General features: G+C 47.0%; 6 protein-coding genes, 9 tRNA genes and 6 rRNA genes. All 21 read left to right on the top strand.

Annotation, left to right across the window (positions count from 1 at the left end; translation table 11 throughout):
- Window positions 1–73 precede the first annotated feature (73 nt).
- A complete protein-coding gene (lysS, locus tag JVX94_RS14185; protein WP_034284259.1) occupies window positions 74–1,573 on the top strand; it encodes a lysine--tRNA ligase in 1,500 nt (499 codons plus the stop codon).
- Window positions 1,574–1,917: 344 nt separating this feature from the next.
- A 16S ribosomal RNA gene (locus tag JVX94_RS14180) occupies window positions 1,918–3,466 on the top strand.
- Between the two features lie 182 nt (window positions 3,467–3,648).
- Window positions 3,649–6,579 (top strand): 23S ribosomal RNA (locus JVX94_RS14175).
- Between the two features lie 61 nt (window positions 6,580–6,640).
- Window positions 6,641–6,756 (top strand): 5S ribosomal RNA (rrf, locus tag JVX94_RS14170).
- Window positions 6,757–7,584: 828 nt separating this feature from the next.
- Window positions 7,585–7,660, top strand: a tRNA-Val gene (locus JVX94_RS14165).
- Between the two features lie 33 nt (window positions 7,661–7,693).
- Window positions 7,694–7,769: transfer RNA gene (locus JVX94_RS14160), tRNA-Thr, on the top strand.
- 37 nt (window positions 7,770–7,806) lie between these two features.
- Window positions 7,807–7,882, top strand: a tRNA-Lys gene (locus JVX94_RS14155).
- Between the two features lie 8 nt (window positions 7,883–7,890).
- Window positions 7,891–7,973, top strand: a tRNA-Leu gene (locus JVX94_RS14150).
- Between the two features lie 30 nt (window positions 7,974–8,003).
- Window positions 8,004–8,075, top strand: a tRNA-Gly gene (locus tag JVX94_RS14145).
- 12 nt (window positions 8,076–8,087) lie between these two features.
- Window positions 8,088–8,173, top strand: a tRNA-Leu gene (locus JVX94_RS14140).
- Between the two features lie 10 nt (window positions 8,174–8,183).
- Window positions 8,184–8,260 (top strand) — tRNA-Arg (locus JVX94_RS14135).
- A gap of 7 nt (window positions 8,261–8,267) precedes the next feature.
- Window positions 8,268–8,344 (top strand) — tRNA-Pro (locus JVX94_RS14130).
- A gap of 8 nt (window positions 8,345–8,352) precedes the next feature.
- A tRNA-Ala gene (locus tag JVX94_RS14125) sits at window positions 8,353–8,428 on the top strand.
- A 127-nt stretch (window positions 8,429–8,555) separates the two neighbouring features.
- Window positions 8,556–10,104 (top strand): 16S ribosomal RNA (locus JVX94_RS14120).
- Window positions 10,105–10,286: 182 nt separating this feature from the next.
- Window positions 10,287–13,217, top strand: a 23S ribosomal RNA gene (locus tag JVX94_RS14115).
- A gap of 61 nt (window positions 13,218–13,278) precedes the next feature.
- Window positions 13,279–13,394 (top strand): 5S ribosomal RNA (gene rrf, locus JVX94_RS14110).
- Together the 16S, 23S and 5S rRNA genes with 9 tRNA genes alongside form the textbook arrangement of a ribosomal RNA operon.
- Window positions 13,395–13,571: 177 nt before the next feature.
- A complete protein-coding gene (locus JVX94_RS14105; RefSeq protein WP_003217184.1) occupies window positions 13,572–14,036 on the top strand; it encodes a CtsR family transcriptional regulator in 465 nt (154 codons plus the stop codon).
- Window positions 14,037–14,050: 14 nt separating this feature from the next.
- Complete coding sequence (mcsA, locus tag JVX94_RS14100; RefSeq protein ID WP_205183538.1) at window positions 14,051–14,608, top strand: protein-arginine kinase activator protein McsA; 558 nt, start codon at window positions 14,051–14,053, stop codon at window positions 14,606–14,608.
- Window positions 14,609–14,612: 4 nt separating this feature from the next.
- Entirely contained in the window at window positions 14,613–15,704 is a 1,092-nt protein-coding gene (gene mcsB / locus JVX94_RS14095; RefSeq protein WP_058838237.1) for a protein-arginine kinase McsB, read from the top strand.
- Complete coding sequence (clpC, locus tag JVX94_RS14090; RefSeq protein ID WP_048240170.1) at window positions 15,701–18,136, top strand: ATP-dependent protease ATP-binding subunit ClpC; 2,436 nt, start codon at window positions 15,701–15,703, stop codon at window positions 18,134–18,136. Before mcsB ends, clpC begins: the two co-directional genes overlap by 4 nt.
- Before the next feature lie 93 nt (window positions 18,137–18,229).
- Complete coding sequence (gene radA, locus JVX94_RS14085) at window positions 18,230–19,609, top strand: DNA repair protein RadA (protein ID WP_025092231.1); 1,380 nt, start codon at window positions 18,230–18,232, stop codon at window positions 19,607–19,609.
- The last annotated feature ends 2 nt before the right edge of the window (window positions 19,610–19,611 follow it).

The raw sequence follows: 19,611 nt of genomic DNA, 5'->3' as shown, positions 1-19,611 counted from the left end.
TAGCTCACTGCTAGTTGATGTACTGGCAGTTTTTCTGCTTTTCTCTGCAAAATACATTATTGGAGTGATATAAATGAGTAATGAAGGGCTTAATAACGAAGAATTAAATGACCAATTCCAGGTCAGACGTGACAAAATGAATAAAATGAGAGAAGAGGGTATCGATCCATTCGGTGAACGATATGACCGCTCTCATCAATCTGCGCAAATTATCGCTGAATACGACGAGTTTTCTAAAGAAGACTTAGAAGGAAAAGCGGCTCAAGTGACAATCGCTGGACGTATGATGACAAAGCGCGGAAAAGGAAAAGCTGGCTTTGCGCATATTCAAGACTTAGAAGGACAAATTCAAATCTATGTTCGTAAAGATAGTGTAGGGGAAGAAGCTTACGAATTATTTAAAAGCTCAGACCTAGGCGATATCATCGGTGTAACAGGAACTGTTTTTAAAACAAATGTAGGAGAACTTTCTATTAAAGCGACTAGCTTTGAGGTTCTCACAAAAGCACTTCGCCCGCTTCCGGATAAATATCATGGATTAAAGGATGTTGAACAACGCTATCGTCAGCGCTACCTGGACCTCATTGTAAATCCAGAAAGTAAGCAGACGTTCATTATGCGAAGCAAAATCATTCAATCCATGAGAAGATACTTAGATTCTAAAGGATACTTAGAAGTTGAAACACCAACAATGCACAGCATTCCTGGTGGTGCATCAGCGCGTCCTTTCATTACTCATCACAATGCACTTGATATGCCGCTTTATATGCGTATTGCGATCGAGCTGCACTTAAAACGCCTAATTGTCGGTGGTCTAGAGAAAGTATACGAGATTGGCCGCGTATTCCGTAATGAAGGTGTATCGACTCGTCATAACCCAGAATTCACTATGATTGAGCTGTATGAAGCATACGCAGACTACAAAGACATCATGAATCTGACTGAAAACTTGATTGCTCATATTGCCCAAGAGGTGCTGGGAACAACAACCATTCAATATGGAGAAGATGAAATTGATCTCAAACCTGAATGGAAGAGACTGCATATGGTTGAAGCGGTTAAAGAAGCAACAGGTGTAGACTTCTGGCAGGAGATGTCTGTAGAAGAAGCAAAACAGCATGCTGCTGATCATGGTGTTGAAATCACGAAAAATATGACAGTAGGTCATATTATCAATGAGTTCTTCGAGCAAAAAGTAGAAGAAACATTGGTTCAGCCTACATTCATTTACGGACATCCAGTGGAGATTTCTCCATTAGCTAAGAAAAATCCTGAAGATCCTCGCTTCACAGATCGTTTTGAGTTGTTTATCGTACGCCGTGAACACGCAAATGCATTCACAGAGCTAAACGATCCAATCGATCAAAGAGAACGCTTTGAAGCACAATTAAAAGAACGTGAAGAAGGAAATGACGAAGCACATCTAATGGATGACGATTTTGTTGAAGCATTAGAATACGGCATGCCTCCAACAGGTGGTTTAGGAATCGGGATCGACCGATTAATCATGCTTTTAACAAATTCTCCATCAATCAGAGATGTACTACTTTTCCCACAAATGAGAAACCGCTAATACATCAATCAAAGCGCCATTTTATCTATGGCGCTTTTTATTTTTCATAAAATGAAACTTTTTTTAAAAAAACTATTGCAAGGAAAGAATTCAGATGGTATATTATTATTCGTTGCCGCAAAACAGCAACAAGGTTAAAAAAAGAAATTGAAAAAAGTTCTTGACTTTAACCGACACAAAATGTTAAGATATTAAAGTCGCTTAAGAGCGATAACGAAAATGATCTTTGAAAACTAAACAAGACAAAACGTACCTGTTAATTCGAGTTTTTATAAAAAAATCCTATGATACTTCATAGGTAGTCAGTCAAACGCTGACGAAAAACAAAACTTCGGTTTTGTACTTTTTCGGAGAGTTTGATCCTGGCTCAGGACGAACGCTGGCGGCGTGCCTAATACATGCAAGTCGAGCGGACAGAAGGGAGCTTGCTCCCGGATGTTAGCGGCGGACGGGTGAGTAACACGTGGGTAACCTGCCTGTAAGACTGGGATAACTCCGGGAAACCGGAGCTAATACCGGATAGTTCCTTGAACCGCATGGTTCAAGGATGAAAGACGGTTTCGGCTGTCACTTACAGATGGACCCGCGGCGCATTAGCTAGTTGGTGGGGTAATGGCTCACCAAGGCGACGATGCGTAGCCGACCTGAGAGGGTGATCGGCCACACTGGGACTGAGACACGGCCCAGACTCCTACGGGAGGCAGCAGTAGGGAATCTTCCGCAATGGACGAAAGTCTGACGGAGCAACGCCGCGTGAGTGATGAAGGTTTTCGGATCGTAAAGCTCTGTTGTTAGGGAAGAACAAGTGTGAGAGTAACTGCTCGCACCTTGACGGTACCTAACCAGAAAGCCACGGCTAACTACGTGCCAGCAGCCGCGGTAATACGTAGGTGGCAAGCGTTGTCCGGAATTATTGGGCGTAAAGGGCTCGCAGGCGGTTTCTTAAGTCTGATGTGAAAGCCCCCGGCTCAACCGGGGAGGGTCATTGGAAACTGGGAAACTTGAGTGCAGAAGAGGAGAGTGGAATTCCACGTGTAGCGGTGAAATGCGTAGAGATGTGGAGGAACACCAGTGGCGAAGGCGACTCTCTGGTCTGTAACTGACGCTGAGGAGCGAAAGCGTGGGGAGCGAACAGGATTAGATACCCTGGTAGTCCACGCCGTAAACGATGAGTGCTAAGTGTTAGGGGGTTTCCGCCCCTTAGTGCTGCAGCTAACGCATTAAGCACTCCGCCTGGGGAGTACGGTCGCAAGACTGAAACTCAAAGGAATTGACGGGGGCCCGCACAAGCGGTGGAGCATGTGGTTTAATTCGAAGCAACGCGAAGAACCTTACCAGGTCTTGACATCCTCTGACAACCCTAGAGATAGGGCTTTCCCTTCGGGGACAGAGTGACAGGTGGTGCATGGTTGTCGTCAGCTCGTGTCGTGAGATGTTGGGTTAAGTCCCGCAACGAGCGCAACCCTTGATCTTAGTTGCCAGCATTCAGTTGGGCACTCTAAGGTGACTGCCGGTGACAAACCGGAGGAAGGTGGGGATGACGTCAAATCATCATGCCCCTTATGACCTGGGCTACACACGTGCTACAATGGACAGAACAAAGGGCTGCAAGACCGCAAGGTTTAGCCAATCCCATAAATCTGTTCTCAGTTCGGATCGCAGTCTGCAACTCGACTGCGTGAAGCTGGAATCGCTAGTAATCGCGGATCAGCATGCCGCGGTGAATACGTTCCCGGGCCTTGTACACACCGCCCGTCACACCACGAGAGTTTGCAACACCCGAAGTCGGTGAGGTAACCTTTATGGAGCCAGCCGCCGAAGGTGGGGCAGATGATTGGGGTGAAGTCGTAACAAGGTAGCCGTATCGGAAGGTGCGGCTGGATCACCTCCTTTCTAAGGATATATGGAGCAGCGTACGTTTTCGTCTTGTTTAGTTTTGAAGGATCATTCCTTCAAAACATGTCTCTAGCGAGACAGGATTGTTCTTTGAAAACTAGATAACAATAAGTAATACATTCACATTGAATGCAATGCAAAGTTCATCACACATAGTGATTCTTTCTAAAGTAAGAAATGGTTAAGTTAGAAAGGGCGCACGGTGGATGCCTTGGCACTAGGAGCCGATGAAGGACGGGACGAACACCGATATGCTTCGGGGAGCTGTAAGCAAGCTTTGATCCGGAGATTTCCGAATGGGGAAACCCACTGCTCGTAATGGAGTAGTATCCATACTTGAATACATAGAGTATGAGAAGGCATACCCGGGGAACTGAAACATCTAAGTACCCGGAGGAAGAGAAAGCAAATGCGATTCCCTGAGTAGCGGCGAGCGAAACGGGAACAGCCCAAACCAAGAGGCTTGCCTCTTGGGGTTGTAGGACACTCTATACGGAGTTACAAAGGAACGATATAAGCGAAGAGGTCTGGAAAGGCCCGCCAAAGAAGGTAACAGCCCTGTAACTGAAATATTGTTCTCTCCAGAGTGGATCCTGAGTACGGCGGAACACGTGAAATTCCGTCGGAATCCGGGAGGACCATCTCCCAAGGCTAAATACTCCCTAGTGACCGATAGTGAACCAGTACCGTGAGGGAAAGGTGAAAAGCACCCCGGAAGGGGAGTGAAATAGATCCTGAAACCGTGTGCCTACAAGTAGTCAGAGCCCGTTAACGGGTGATGGCGTGCCTTTTGTAGAATGAACCGGCGAGTTACGATCCCGTGCAAGGTTAAGCAGAAGATGCGGAGCCGCAGCGAAAGCGAGTCTGAATAGGGCGCATGAGTACGTGGTCGTAGACCCGAAACCAGGTGATCTACCCATGTCCAGGGTGAAGTTCAGGTAACACTGAATGGAGGCCCGAACCCACGCACGTTGAAAAGTGCGGGGATGAGGTGTGGGTAGGGGTGAAATGCCAATCGAACCTGGAGATAGCTGGTTCTCTCCGAAATAGCTTTAGGGCTAGCCTCAAGGTAAGAGTCTCGGAGGTAGAGCACTGATTGGACTAGGGGCCCCTACCGGGTTACCGAATTCAGTCAAACTCCGAATGCCGATGACTTATCCTTGGGAGTCAGACTGCGAGTGATAAGATCCGTAGTCGAAAGGGAAACAGCCCAGACCGCCAGCTAAGGTCCCAAAGTATACGTTAAGTGGAAAAGGATGTGGAGTTGCTTAGACAACCAGGATGTTGGCTTAGAAGCAGCCACCATTTAAAGAGTGCGTAATAGCTCACTGGTCGAGTGACTCTGCGCCGAAAATGTACCGGGGCTAAACGTATCACCGAAGCTGCGGACTGTTCTTACGAACAGTGGTAGGAGAGCGTTCTAAGGGCTGTGAAGCCAGACCGGAAGGACTGGTGGAGCGCTTAGAAGTGAGAATGCCGGTATGAGTAGCGAAAGACGGGTGAGAATCCCGTCCACCGAATGCCTAAGGTTTCCTGAGGAAGGCTCGTCCGCTCAGGGTTAGTCGGGACCTAAGCCGAGGCCGAAAGGCGTAGGCGATGGACAACAGGTTGATATTCCTGTACCACCTCCTCACCATTTGAGCAATGGGGGGACGCAGGAGGATAGGGTAAGCGCGGTATTGGATATCCGCGTCCAAGCAGTTAGGCTGGGAAATAGGCAAATCCGTTTCCCGTAAAGGCTGAGCTGTGATGGCGAGCGAAATTTAGTAGCGAAGTTCCTGATTCCACACTGCCAAGAAAAGCCTCTAGCGAGGTGAGAGGTGCCCGTACCGCAAACCGACACAGGTAGGCGAGGAGAGAATCCTAAGGTGATCGAGAGAACTCTCGTTAAGGAACTCGGCAAAATGACCCCGTAACTTCGGGAGAAGGGGTGCTTCTTAGGGTGTTAAAGCCCCGAGAAGCCGCAGTGAATAGGCCCAGGCGACTGTTTAGCAAAAACACAGGTCTCTGCGAAGCCGTAAGGCGAAGTATAGGGGCTGACGCCTGCCCGGTGCTGGAAGGTTAAGAGGAGCGCTTAGCGTAAGCGAAGGTGCGAATTGAAGCCCCAGTAAACGGCGGCCGTAACTATAACGGTCCTAAGGTAGCGAAATTCCTTGTCGGGTAAGTTCCGACCCGCACGAAAGGCGCAACGATCTGGGCACTGTCTCAACGAGAGACTCGGTGAAATTATAGTACCTGTGAAGATGCAGGTTACCCGCGACAGGACGGAAAGACCCCGTGGAGCTTTACTGCAGCCTGATATTGAATGTTGGTACAGCTTGTACAGGATAGGTAGGAGCCTTGGAAACCGGAGCGCTAGCTTCGGTGGAGGCATCGGTGGGATACTACCCTGGCTGTATTGACCTTCTAACCCGCTGCCCTTATCGGGCAGGGAGACAGTGTCAGGTGGGCAGTTTGACTGGGGCGGTCGCCTCCTAAAATGTAACGGAGGCGCCCAAAGGTTCCCTCAGAATGGTTGGAAATCATTCGCAGAGTGTAAAGGCACAAGGGAGCTTGACTGCGAGACCTACAAGTCGAGCAGGGACGAAAGTCGGGCTTAGTGATCCGGTGGTTCCGCATGGAAGGGCCATCGCTCAACGGATAAAAGCTACCCCGGGGATAACAGGCTTATCTCCCCCAAGAGTCCACATCGACGGGGAGGTTTGGCACCTCGATGTCGGCTCATCGCATCCTGGGGCTGTAGTCGGTCCCAAGGGTTGGGCTGTTCGCCCATTAAAGCGGTACGCGAGCTGGGTTCAGAACGTCGTGAGACAGTTCGGTCCCTATCCGTCGCGGGCGCAGGAAATTTGAGAGGAGCTGTCCTTAGTACGAGAGGACCGGGATGGACGCACCGCTGGTGTACCAGTTGTTCTGCCAAGGGCATCGCTGGGTAGCTATGTGCGGACGGGATAAGTGCTGAAAGCATCTAAGCATGAAGCCCCCCTCAAGATGAGATTTCCCATTCCGCAAGGAAGTAAGATCCCTGAAAGATGATCAGGTTGATAGGTCTGAGGTGGAAGCGTGGTGACACGTGGAGCTGACAGATACTAATAGATCGAGGACTTAACCTATATTCTAATGTGAAGCATGAACATTGTTATCTAGTTTTGAGAGAACATTCTCTCCATCAGGTTTGGTGGCGATAGCGAAGAGGTCACACCCGTTCCCATACCGAACACGGAAGTTAAGCTCTTCAGCGCCGATGGTAGTTGGGGGTTTCCCCCTGTGAGAGTAGGACGCCGCCAAGCTTTTATAAGGATCAGTTCCATTTGGAACTGGTCTTTTTTGTTTTTTTTGAATGACTTGCTTCTATATAATAGGTTCGTAAAGTGAAAATACGTTGTTCCCTCATTGATTGTTAAATTGAACCAAACTTTACGTTCCTTCAATTTCACATTTCGGTCATCATATGAACCAGCAGCTCAAATTATCAAGGCTCAACATTAAAAGCATAGAAAACTTCTCCTTGGACTAAATAAATGTAAAGAGGTGATGTATAGGGACACGAGATAGAAAGGCACTTCACCCCAAAGGGGATAGTCAGCCATTGTTAAATTTTTAACTTAAAAGGAGAGAAGAGAAAGAAACAATACTAATAATATTTCTCCTGTTAAAACTTTATATCGATGATAAGGTTGTTGAGTGTTTGAAGCAGCAGAAAAAATAATGTAAAACGATTTGTTGAAAAATAGTAAAGACCAGTAATTATTTTTACACTTTTTTATGCAAAAAAGATTTCTCAGAAAAATAAAATAATAACAGAATTTCTTTTTTGAATGTTTTTTATCGAGAGATATATGAAATAAAATAAGGGTATGAAAGCTTCCAAATTGCTGTTTTTGCAGTGATAGAGCCCTATTAGTGCTCTTTTTAACAAAAAAACATAAAAAAATGAAAAAAAGGCTTTTAAAATGATGAGACAAGTGGTAAACTTCTTTAGGTGCCTTAACGAAAAGATGAAAAAACAGCTTTAAAATAAATTCAAAAATTATTTTAAAAAAGTCTTTACAAACAATATCTTATCGTTATATAATACTATTTGTCAGATCGAGAGACACTTCGAAACGACACAATATGGAGGATTAGCTCAGCTGGGAGAGCATCTGCCTTACAAGCAGAGGGTCGGCGGTTCGAGCCCGTCATCCTCCACCATATTTATTCTTACATAATGTTAGGATAGATAAAGCCGGTGTAGCTCAACTGGTAGAGCAACTGACTTGTAATCAGTAGGTTGGGGGTTCAAGTCCTCTTGCCGGCACCACTTTCATATGGTAAGATAGACAAGTCGCTTTTAAAGCGAGCCATTAGCTCAGTTGGTAGAGCATCTGACTTTTAATCAGAGGGTCGAAGGTTCGAGTCCTTCATGGCTCACCATGTTTCATGCGGGTGTGGCGGAATTGGCAGACGCGCTAGACTTAGGATCTAGTGTCTTTATGACGTGGGGGTTCAAGTCCCTTCACCCGCATTGCCAAATAAAATAAAGAAATCCTGTAATGCGGAAGTAGTTCAGTGGTAGAACACCACCTTGCCAAGGTGGGGGTCGCGGGTTCGAATCCCGTCTTCCGCTTATACCATCCACGCCGGGGTGGTGGAATTGGCAGACACACAGGACTTAAAATCCTGCGGTAGGTGACTACCGTGCCGGTTCAAGTCCGGCCCTCGGCATTATAAATAAGCGCCCGTAGCTCAATTGGATAGAGCGTTTGACTACGGATCAAAAGGTTAGGGGTTCGACTCCTCTCGGGCGCGCCATTAAGATCGGGAAGTAGCTCAGCTTGGTAGAGCACTTGGTTTGGGACCAAGGGGTCGCAGGTTCGAATCCTGTCTTCCCGACCATCTTTTATGGGGCCTTAGCTCAGCTGGGAGAGCGCCTGCCTTGCACGCAGGAGGTCAGCGGTTCGATCCCGCTAGGCTCCACCAATATGATCTTTGAAAACTAAACAAGACAAAACGTACCTGTTAATTCGAGTTTTTATAAAAAAATCCTATGATACTTCATAGGTAGTCAGTCAAACGCTGACGAAAAACAAAACTTCGGTTTTGTACTTTTTCGGAGAGTTTGATCCTGGCTCAGGACGAACGCTGGCGGCGTGCCTAATACATGCAAGTCGAGCGGACAGAAGGGAGCTTGCTCCCGGATGTTAGCGGCGGACGGGTGAGTAACACGTGGGTAACCTGCCTGTAAGACTGGGATAACTCCGGGAAACCGGAGCTAATACCGGATAGTTCCTTGAACCGCATGGTTCAAGGATGAAAGACGGTTTCGGCTGTCACTTACAGATGGACCCGCGGCGCATTAGCTAGTTGGTGGGGTAATGGCTCACCAAGGCGACGATGCGTAGCCGACCTGAGAGGGTGATCGGCCACACTGGGACTGAGACACGGCCCAGACTCCTACGGGAGGCAGCAGTAGGGAATCTTCCGCAATGGACGAAAGTCTGACGGAGCAACGCCGCGTGAGTGATGAAGGTTTTCGGATCGTAAAGCTCTGTTGTTAGGGAAGAACAAGTGTGAGAGTAACTGCTCGCACCTTGACGGTACCTAACCAGAAAGCCACGGCTAACTACGTGCCAGCAGCCGCGGTAATACGTAGGTGGCAAGCGTTGTCCGGAATTATTGGGCGTAAAGGGCTCGCAGGCGGTTTCTTAAGTCTGATGTGAAAGCCCCCGGCTCAACCGGGGAGGGTCATTGGAAACTGGGAAACTTGAGTGCAGAAGAGGAGAGTGGAATTCCACGTGTAGCGGTGAAATGCGTAGAGATGTGGAGGAACACCAGTGGCGAAGGCGACTCTCTGGTCTGTAACTGACGCTGAGGAGCGAAAGCGTGGGGAGCGAACAGGATTAGATACCCTGGTAGTCCACGCCGTAAACGATGAGTGCTAAGTGTTAGGGGGTTTCCGCCCCTTAGTGCTGCAGCTAACGCATTAAGCACTCCGCCTGGGGAGTACGGTCGCAAGACTGAAACTCAAAGGAATTGACGGGGGCCCGCACAAGCGGTGGAGCATGTGGTTTAATTCGAAGCAACGCGAAGAACCTTACCAGGTCTTGACATCCTCTGACAACCCTAGAGATAGGGCTTTCCCTTCGGGGACAGAGTGACAGGTGGTGCATGGTTGTCGTCAGCTCGTGTCGTGAGATGTTGGGTTAAGTCCCGCAACGAGCGCAACCCTTGATCTTAGTTGCCAGCATTCAGTTGGGCACTCTAAGGTGACTGCCGGTGACAAACCGGAGGAAGGTGGGGATGACGTCAAATCATCATGCCCCTTATGACCTGGGCTACACACGTGCTACAATGGACAGAACAAAGGGCTGCAAGACCGCAAGGTTTAGCCAATCCCATAAATCTGTTCTCAGTTCGGATCGCAGTCTGCAACTCGACTGCGTGAAGCTGGAATCGCTAGTAATCGCGGATCAGCATGCCGCGGTGAATACGTTCCCGGGCCTTGTACACACCGCCCGTCACACCACGAGAGTTTGCAACACCCGAAGTCGGTGAGGTAACCTTTATGGAGCCAGCCGCCGAAGGTGGGGCAGATGATTGGGGTGAAGTCGTAACAAGGTAGCCGTATCGGAAGGTGCGGCTGGATCACCTCCTTTCTAAGGATATATGGAGCAGCGTACGTTTTCGTCTTGTTTAGTTTTGAAGGATCATTCCTTCAAAACATGTCTCTAGCGAGACAGGATTGTTCTTTGAAAACTAGATAACAATAAGTAATACATTCACATTGAATGCAATGCAAAGTTCATCACACATAGTGATTCTTTCTAAAGTAAGAAATGGTTAAGTTAGAAAGGGCGCACGGTGGATGCCTTGGCACTAGGAGCCGATGAAGGACGGGACGAACACCGATATGCTTCGGGGAGCTGTAAGCAAGCTTTGATCCGGAGATTTCCGAATGGGGAAACCCACTGCTCGTAATGGAGTAGTATCCATACTTGAATACATAGAGTATGAGAAGGCATACCCGGGGAACTGAAACATCTAAGTACCCGGAGGAAGAGAAAGCAAATGCGATTCCCTGAGTAGCGGCGAGCGAAACGGGAACAGCCCAAACCAAGAGGCTTGCCTCTTGGGGTTGTAGGACACTCTATACGGAGTTACAAAGGAACGATATAAGCGAAGAGGTCTGGAAAGGCCCGCCAAAGAAGGTAACAGCCCTGTAACTGAAATATTGTTCTCTCCAGAGTGGATCCTGAGTACGGCGGAACACGTGAAATTCCGTCGGAATCCGGGAGGACCATCTCCCAAGGCTAAATACTCCCTAGTGACCGATAGTGAACCAGTACCGTGAGGGAAAGGTGAAAAGCACCCCGGAAGGGGAGTGAAATAGATCCTGAAACCGTGTGCCTACAAGTAGTCAGAGCCCGTTAACGGGTGATGGCGTGCCTTTTGTAGAATGAACCGGCGAGTTACGATCCCGTGCAAGGTTAAGCAGAAGATGCGGAGCCGCAGCGAAAGCGAGTCTGAATAGGGCGCATGAGTACGTGGTCGTAGACCCGAAACCAGGTGATCTACCCATGTCCAGGGTGAAGTTCAGGTAACACTGAATGGAGGCCCGAACCCACGCACGTTGAAAAGTGCGGGGATGAGGTGTGGGTAGGGGTGAAATGCCAATCGAACCTGGAGATAGCTGGTTCTCTCCGAAATAGCTTTAGGGCTAGCCTCAAGGTAAGAGTCTCGGAGGTAGAGCACTGATTGGACTAGGGGCCCCTACCGGGTTACCGAATTCAGTCAAACTCCGAATGCCGATGACTTATCCTTGGGAGTCAGACTGCGAGTGATAAGATCCGTAGTCGAAAGGGAAACAGCCCAGACCGCCAGCTAAGGTCCCAAAGTATACGTTAAGTGGAAAAGGATGTGGAGTTGCTTAGACAACCAGGATGTTGGCTTAGAAGCAGCCACCATTTAAAGAGTGCGTAATAGCTCACTGGTCGAGTGACTCTGCGCCGAAAATGTACCGGGGCTAAACGTATCACCGAAGCTGCGGACTGTTCTTACGAACAGTGGTAGGAGAGCGTTCTAAGGGCTGTGAAGCCAGACCGGAAGGACTGGTGGAGCGCTTAGAAGTGAGAATGCCGGTATGAGTAGCGAAAGACGGGTGAGAATCCCGTCCACCGAATGCCTAAGGTTTCCTGAGGAAGGCTCGTCCGCTCAGGGTTAGTCGGGACCTAAGCCGAGGCCGAAAGGCGTAGGCGATGGACAACAGGTTGATATTCCTGTACCACCTCCTCACCATTTGAGCAATGGGGGGACGCAGGAGGATAGGGTAAGCGCGGTATTGGATATCCGCGTCCAAGCAGTTAGGCTGGGAAATAGGCAAATCCGTTTCCCGTGAAGGCTGAGCTGTGATGGCGAGCGAAATTTAGTAGCGAAGTTCCTGATTCCACACTGCCAAGAAAAGCCTCTAGCGAGGTGAGAGGTGCCCGTACCGCAAACCGACACAGGTAGGCGAGGAGAGAATCCTAAGGTGATCGAGAGAACTCTCGTTAAGGAACTCGGCAAAATGACCCCGTAACTTCGGGAGAAGGGGTGCTTCTTAGGGTGTTAAAGCCCCGAGAAGCCGCAGTGAATAGGCCCAGGCGACTGTTTAGCAAAAACACAGGTCTCTGCGAAGCCGTAAGGCGAAGTATAGGGGCTGACGCCTGCCCGGTGCTGGAAGGTTAAGAGGAGCGCTTAGCGTAAGCGAAGGTGCGAATTGAAGCCCCAGTAAACGGCGGCCGTAACTATAACGGTCCTAAGGTAGCGAAATTCCTTGTCGGGTAAGTTCCGACCCGCACGAAAGGCGCAACGATCTGGGCACTGTCTCAACGAGAGACTCGGTGAAATTATAGTACCTGTGAAGATGCAGGTTACCCGCGACAGGACGGAAAGACCCCGTGGAGCTTTACTGCAGCCTGATATTGAATGTTGGTACAGCTTGTACAGGATAGGTAGGAGCCTTGGAAACCGGAGCGCTAGCTTCGGTGGAGGCATCGGTGGGATACTACCCTGGCTGTATTGACCTTCTAACCCGCTGCCCTTATCGGGCAGGGAGACAGTGTCAGGTGGGCAGTTTGACTGGGGCGGTCGCCTCCTAAAATGTAACGGAGGCGCCCAAAGGTTCCCTCAGAATGGTTGGAAATCATTCGCAGAGTGTAAAGGCACAAGGGAGCTTGACTGCGAGACCTACAAGTCGAGCAGGGACGAAAGTCGGGCTTAGTGATCCGGTGGTTCCGCATGGAAGGGCCATCGCTCAACGGATAAAAGCTACCCCGGGGATAACAGGCTTATCTCCCCCAAGAGTCCACATCGACGGGGAGGTTTGGCACCTCGATGTCGGCTCATCGCATCCTGGGGCTGTAGTCGGTCCCAAGGGTTGGGCTGTTCGCCCATTAAAGCGGTACGCGAGCTGGGTTCAGAACGTCGTGAGACAGTTCGGTCCCTATCCGTCGCGGGCGCAGGAAATTTGAGAGGAGCTGTCCTTAGTACGAGAGGACCGGGATGGACGCACCGCTGGTGTACCAGTTGTTCTGCCAAGGGCATCGCTGGGTAGCTATGTGCGGACGGGATAAGTGCTGAAAGCATCTAAGCATGAAGCCCCCCTCAAGATGAGATTTCCCATTCCGCAAGGAAGTAAGATCCCTGAAAGATGATCAGGTTGATAGGTCTGAGGTGGAAGCGTGGTGACACGTGGAGCTGACAGATACTAATAGATCGAGGACTTAACCTATATTCTAATGTGAAGCATGAACATTGTTATCTAGTTTTGAGAGAACATTCTCTCCATCAGGTTTGGTGGCGATAGCGAAGAGGTCACACCCGTTCCCATACCGAACACGGAAGTTAAGCTCTTCAGCGCCGATGGTAGTTGGGGGTTTCCCCCTGTGAGAGTAGGACGCCGCCAAGCTTTTATAAGGATCAGTTCCATTTGGAACTGGTCTTTTTTGTTTTTTTGGGAGGTTTGACACCATATAAATGTGGAAATAATATTGTTAGTTGAGCGATTATCTTGAAAAATCGATCGAAAAAATTTATAGTAAGATTAAAGTCAAATATAGTCAAAGTCAATGGAGGAGGAGGCGGAGTGGCACAAAATATTTCTGATATCATCGAGCAGTATTTGAAGGAAGTCTTGGATCAGAACGGTCGAGAAATATTAGAAATTAAACGCAATGAAATTGCAGATAAGTTTCAATGCGTACCTTCACAAATTAACTATGTTATCAATACACGCTTTACGAGCGAGAGAGGCTATATCGTTGAAAGTAAGCGTGGCGGCGGTGGCTATATCCGCATCATTAAAGTCAAAATGAATGATGAAGTTGACTTATTGAACAATATTATTTCCCAAATATATCATCGTTTATCACAGGCTGCATCTGATCATATCATCATGCGTCTTGTTGAAAATAACATTTTATCTGAAAGAGAAGCTAAGATGATGATAAGTGTCATGGACCGTTCTGTATTGCATATTGATTTACCTGAACGAGATGAACTGCGGGCTCGGATGATGAAAGCGATGTTAAATGCTTTGAAATTAAAGTAAAGCGGGTGAAAAGATTGATTTGTCAAGAATGTAATGAGAGACCAGCCACTTTTCACTTTACGAAAGTTATAAATGGAGAAAAACAAGAAATGCATATATGTGAACAATGTGCAAAAGAAAACAGTGATTCATATGCTATGAGTGGAAACCAAGGTTTCTCGATTCACAACTTATTATCAGGCTTATTGAATATTGATCCTAGCTTCACCACAAGTGCGAACAAGGGCTCGTCTATTTTTCACGAAGCGAAAGAAGTGGATCAATGTCCTAAGTGTGGCTTAACCTTTCAGCAGTTCAGAAAAACAGGCCGATTTGGCTGTGCAGAATGCTATCGTACATTTGATCAGTATCTGAACCCTGTTTTACGGAAAGTCCATAGTGGAAATACAGTCCATAATGGAAAAGTCCCTAAACGAATTGCCGGCAGCCTGCATGTCCGCCGGAAACTTGAGTTAATGCAGCAAGAGCTGAAGCATCTGATTGAACAGGAAGAGTTTGAAAAGGCAGCGGAAGTTCGAGATCAAATTCGTGCATTAGAGCATGAACAATCTCAGCAGAGGGAGGGAGATTAACGACATGTCGCTCCAGCATTTTATTCAAGACGCTTTAAGTCAGTGGATGAAACAAAAAGGACCAGAAAGTGACATTGTTCTAAGCAGTCGTATCCGGCTAGCACGCAATCTAGAGCATGTTCGTTTCCCAACTCAGTTTTCTCAAGAAGAAGCTGAAGCTGTTCTCCAGCAATTCGAGCAAAAGTTTGCTAGCCAGGAAGTGAAGGACATCGGAAACTTTGTTCTGATTCGAATGAATGAAACCCAGCCTTTAGCAAAAAGGGTCCTTGTTGAAAAGCACTTGATTAGCCCCAATTTAGCTGAATCGAGATTTGGCGGCTGCTTGCTTTCTGAAAATGAAGAAATCAGTGTGATGTTAAATGAAGAAGACCATATTCGAATCCAATGCTTATTCCCTGGTTTTCAGCTAGCCAATGCACTAAAAGCGGCTAATCAGGTAGATGATTGGATTGAAGAGCAAGTGGATTATGCGTTTTCTGAAAAGCGAGGATACTTAACAAGCTGTCCGACCAATGTAGGTACAGGTATTAGGGCTTCGGTCATGATGCATTTACCGGCATTAGCGCTCACAAGACAAATGAATCGGATTATTCCGGCCATTAATCAATTAGGTCTTGTGGTCAGAGGAATTTATGGTGAGGGCAGCGAAGCAATAGGGAACATCTTTCAAATATCAAATCAAATGACACTTGGTCAATCAGAAGAAGACATTGTAGATGACTTGAATAGTGTGACCGCTCAGCTCATTGAACAAGAGCGATCTGCACGAAAAGCGTTATATCAAACATCTAAAATTGAACTTGAGGACAGAGTGTACCGTTCTTTAGGGATTTTGGCCAATTGTCGTATGATTGAATCAAAGGAAACAGCAAAGTGTTTGTCAGATGTGCGGCTTGGAATTGATTTAGGTATCATTAAGGGGCTTTCAAGTAATATACTGAATGAACTCATGATTTTGACCCAGCCTGGCTTCCTTCAGCAATATTCAGGAGGAGCCTTGGAGCCAAATGAACGAGATATAAAACGAGCAGCGATCATAAGAGAAAGGCTGCGCTTAGAAATGCATAGGAATGGACAGGAGGATGAAACGATATGATGTTTGGAAGATTCACTGAAAGAGCTCAAAAGGTATTAGCACTTGCACAAGAAGAAGCCATTCGCCTAGGCCATAAGAATATTGGTACTGAGCACATTTTACTTGGCCTTGTACGTGAAGGTGAGGGCATCGCTGCCAAAGCGTTAGAAGCACTGGGCCTTGTTTCAGATAAAATCCAAAAAGAAGTCGAAAGCTTGATTGGAAGAGGGCAAGAGGTGTCTCAAGCTATTCCTCATTATACGCCTAGAGCGAAGAAGGTCACTGAGCTTTCAATGGATGAAGCAAGAAAGTTAGGTCATTCCTATGTAGGGACAGAACATATTCTATTAGGCCTTATTCGTGAGGGAGAGGGTGTCGCTGCCCGTGTCTTAAATAACCTCGGAGTGAGCTTAAATAAAGCACGTCAGCAAGTCCTGCAGCTGCTTGGAAGCAATGAAACAGGTGCATCTGCGGCCGGCTCTAATAGCAATGCAAATACACCAACACTAGATAGCTTGGCAAGAGATTTGACAGCTATCGCAAAAGAGGACAGCTTGGACCCTGTCATTGGCCGAAGCAAAGAAATTCAACGTGTCATTGAGGTTCTAAGTAGAAGAACAAAAAATAACCCTGTACTGATCGGTGAGCCTGGTGTTGGTAAAACAGCCATTGCAGAAGGTCTTGCACAGCAAATTATTCATAATGAAGTACCTGAAATCCTGCGTGATAAACGAGTGATGACACTAGATATGGGAACAGTTGTAGCTGGTACGAAATATCGTGGTGAATTCGAGGATCGTTTGAAAAAAGTGATGGACGAAATTCGTCAGGCAGGAAATATCATTCTCTTTATCGATGAGCTTCATACGCTCATTGGTGCTGGTGGAGCAGAGGGTGCAATTGATGCATCTAATATCTTGAAGCCATCCTTAGCACGTGGAGAGCTTCAATGTATTGGAGCGACAACGTTAGATGAGTACCGTAAATATATTGAAAAGGATGCTGCGCTTGAACGACGTTTCCAGCCAATTCAAGTAGATCAGCCGTCTGTTGATGAAAGTATTCAAATCTTAAGAGGACTTAGAGACCGGTACGAAGCACATCACCGTGTGTCTATTACAGATGAAGCGATTGAGGCGGCAGTGAAGCTGTCTGACCGTTATATTTCTGATCGTTTCCTTCCAGATAAGGCGATTGATTTAATTGATGAGGCAGGTTCGAAAGTCCGTTTACGTTCGTTCACAACACCGCCTAACCTAAAAGAACTAGAGCAAAAGCTGGATGAAGTACGCAAGGAAAAAGATGCGGCTGTTCAAAGTCAAGAATTTGAAAAAGCAGCTTCTCTTCGCGATACAGAGCAGCGTTTGCGTGAAAAAGTAGAAGTCACAAAGAAATCATGGAAAGAAAAGCAGGGACAAGAGAATTCAGAGGTATCTGTAGATGATATTGCAATGGTCGTTTCCAGCTGGACGGGAGTTCCTGTTTCGAAAATTGCTCAAACGGAGACAGATAAGCTTCTGAATATGGAACAATTGCTCCACTCTCGTGTGATCGGGCAGGATGAAGCCGTTGTCGCTGTAGCGAAAGCTGTGAGACGTGCACGTGCTGGCCTGAAAGATCCGAAGCGTCCAATCGGCTCCTTTATCTTCTTAGGACCAACAGGGGTCGGTAAAACAGAGCTTGCAAGAGCACTCGCTGAGTCTATTTTCGGTGATGAAGAAGCAATGATCCGTATTGATATGTCTGAATACATGGAGAAACACTCTACATCCAGACTTGTCGGATCACCTCCAGGCTATGTCGGCTATGATGAAGGTGGACAGCTGACTGAAAAAGTGAGAAGAAAACCTTATTCTGTCGTTCTTTTAGACGAGATTGAAAAGGCGCATCCAGATGTATTTAATATCTTACTGCAAGTGTTAGAAGATGGTCGTCTGACTGATTCTAAAGGACGTACCGTTGACTTCAGAAATACGATTTTGATCATGACATCAAACGTTGGAGCTAGTGAGCTGAAGCGCAATAAATATGTTGGCTTTAACGTGCAGGATGAAGGTCAAAATTACAAGGATATGAAAGGCAAAGTGATGGGCGAGCTGAAACGTGCGTTTAGACCTGAGTTTATCAACCGTATTGATGAAATCATTGTCTTCCACTCGCTTGAGAAGAAACATCTAAAAGAGATCGTGTCTCTCATGTCTGATCAATTGACAAAACGATTAAAAGAACAAGACCTATCAATTGAATTGACGGAAGCAGCAAAAGCGAAGATTGCCGACGAAGGTGTAGATCTTGAGTACGGTGCGCGCCCGTTAAGAAGAGCGATTCAAAAGCACGTGGAAGATCGACTTTCTGAAGAGCTTCTGAAGGGCAATATTGAAAAAGGTCAACATATCGTATTAGATGTGGAAGATGGAGAAATTGTCGTAAAAGCGACGGCTGCTACGAACTAATATAGTAAGAAAAAAGTGTGAGGCATACCAGCAAGGTGTATGCCTCCCTTTACTTATTTTCTGACCAGTATAAGGAGTTGTATTCTTCAATCTATGGCTAAGACAAAATCAAAATTTATATGCCAATCGTGCGGTTATGAGTCAGCCAAATGGATGGGGAAATGTCCAGGCTGCGGCACGTGGAACAGTATGACAGAAGAGGTCGTTCGCAAAGAGCCGGCAAACCGTCGAAGTGCTTTTAATCATTCTGTTCAAACCATTCAAAAACCTTCACCTATATCTGCAATTGAAACATCCGAAGAACCCCGAATTAAAACGAATTTAGAAGAATTTAACCGAGTGTTAGGAAGTGGAATTGTCAAAGGCTCTCTTGTTCTCATTGGCGGAGATCCTGGGATTGGGAAGTCCACATTATTATTACAAGTATCAGCACAGCTCTCAGACAAAAATCAGAATGTGTTATACATATCTGGTGAGGAGTCCATTAAACAAACGAAGCTAAGAGCGGACCGCCTTGGCATTGAAAGCGCCTCTTTACATGTTTTGGCTGAAACCGATATGGAGTATATAACGTCTGCTATACAGGAGATGAAACCTGCTTTTGTTGTGGTGGATTCGATTCAAACCGTTTATCAAAGCGATATTACGTCAGCTCCCGGTTCTGTATCTCAAGTAAGAGAATGTACAGCACAGCTGATGAAAATTGCCAAGACAAATGGTATTCCTATTTTTATCGTTGGTCACGTGACCAAAGAAGGCTCAATCGCAGGTCCACGCCTTTTAGAGCATATGGTGGACACAGTTCTTTATTTTGAAGGCGAGCGTCATCATACGTTTCGTATCTTACGGGCGGTCAAAAATCGATTTGGTTCAACGAATGAATTGGGAATTTTTGAAATGAGAGAGGAAGGGCTCACGGAAGTATTAAACCCTTCAGAAATCTTTTTAGAAGAGCGGTCGGCAGGTGTATCTGGTTCGTGTGTTGTTGCCTCAATGGAAGGAACAAGACCCGTACTTGTCGAGATACAGGCGTTAATTTCCCCGACAAGCTTTGGGAATCCGCGCAGAATGGCCACTGGCCTTGATCATAATCGAGTGTCGCTCCTCATGGCAGTTTTAGAAAAACGCGTGGGGCTGCTGCTGCAAAACCAAGATGCGTATTTAAAGGTCGCAGGCGGTGTGAAGCTTGACGAACCGGCGATTGACTTAGCCATTGCCGTCAGTATTGCATCAAGCTTTAAAGACGCAGCGCCGCATCAAGCGGATTGCTTTATAGGAGAGGTCGGTCTGACGGGAGAAGTCAGAAGAGTATCAAGAATTGAACAACGAGTGCAGGAAGCTGCGAAACTAGGATTCAAGCGAATGTTTATTCCTCAAGCGAATATAGATGGATGGAAAAAGCCGAGAGGGATTGAGTTAGTTGGTGTAGAAAATGTAGCGGAGGCACTTCGAATTTCACTAGGGGGATCATAGAA

Origin of the sequence: Bacillus sp. PDNC022 (genome assembly GCF_016919285.1) — a bacterium.
GTDB lineage: Bacteria > Bacillota > Bacilli > Bacillales > Bacillaceae > Bacillus > Bacillus safensis.
The sequence above is the reverse complement of the archived record's forward strand: the minus strand, read 5'-3'. Positions and strand labels throughout refer to the sequence as shown.

Excerpts from the sequence above, each read along its gene's own strand:
- lysS (WP_034284259.1), top strand. The coding sequence starts at position 74 with ATGAGTAATGAAGGGCTTAATAACGAAGAATTAAATGACCAATTCCAG.
- mcsB (WP_058838237.1), top strand. The coding sequence starts at position 14,613 with ATGTCGCTCCAGCATTTTATTCAAGACGCTTTAAGTCAGTGGATGAAA.
- clpC (WP_048240170.1), top strand. The coding sequence starts at position 15,701 with ATGATGTTTGGAAGATTCACTGAAAGAGCTCAAAAGGTATTAGCACTT.
- radA (WP_025092231.1), top strand. The coding sequence starts at position 18,230 with ATGGCTAAGACAAAATCAAAATTTATATGCCAATCGTGCGGTTATGAG.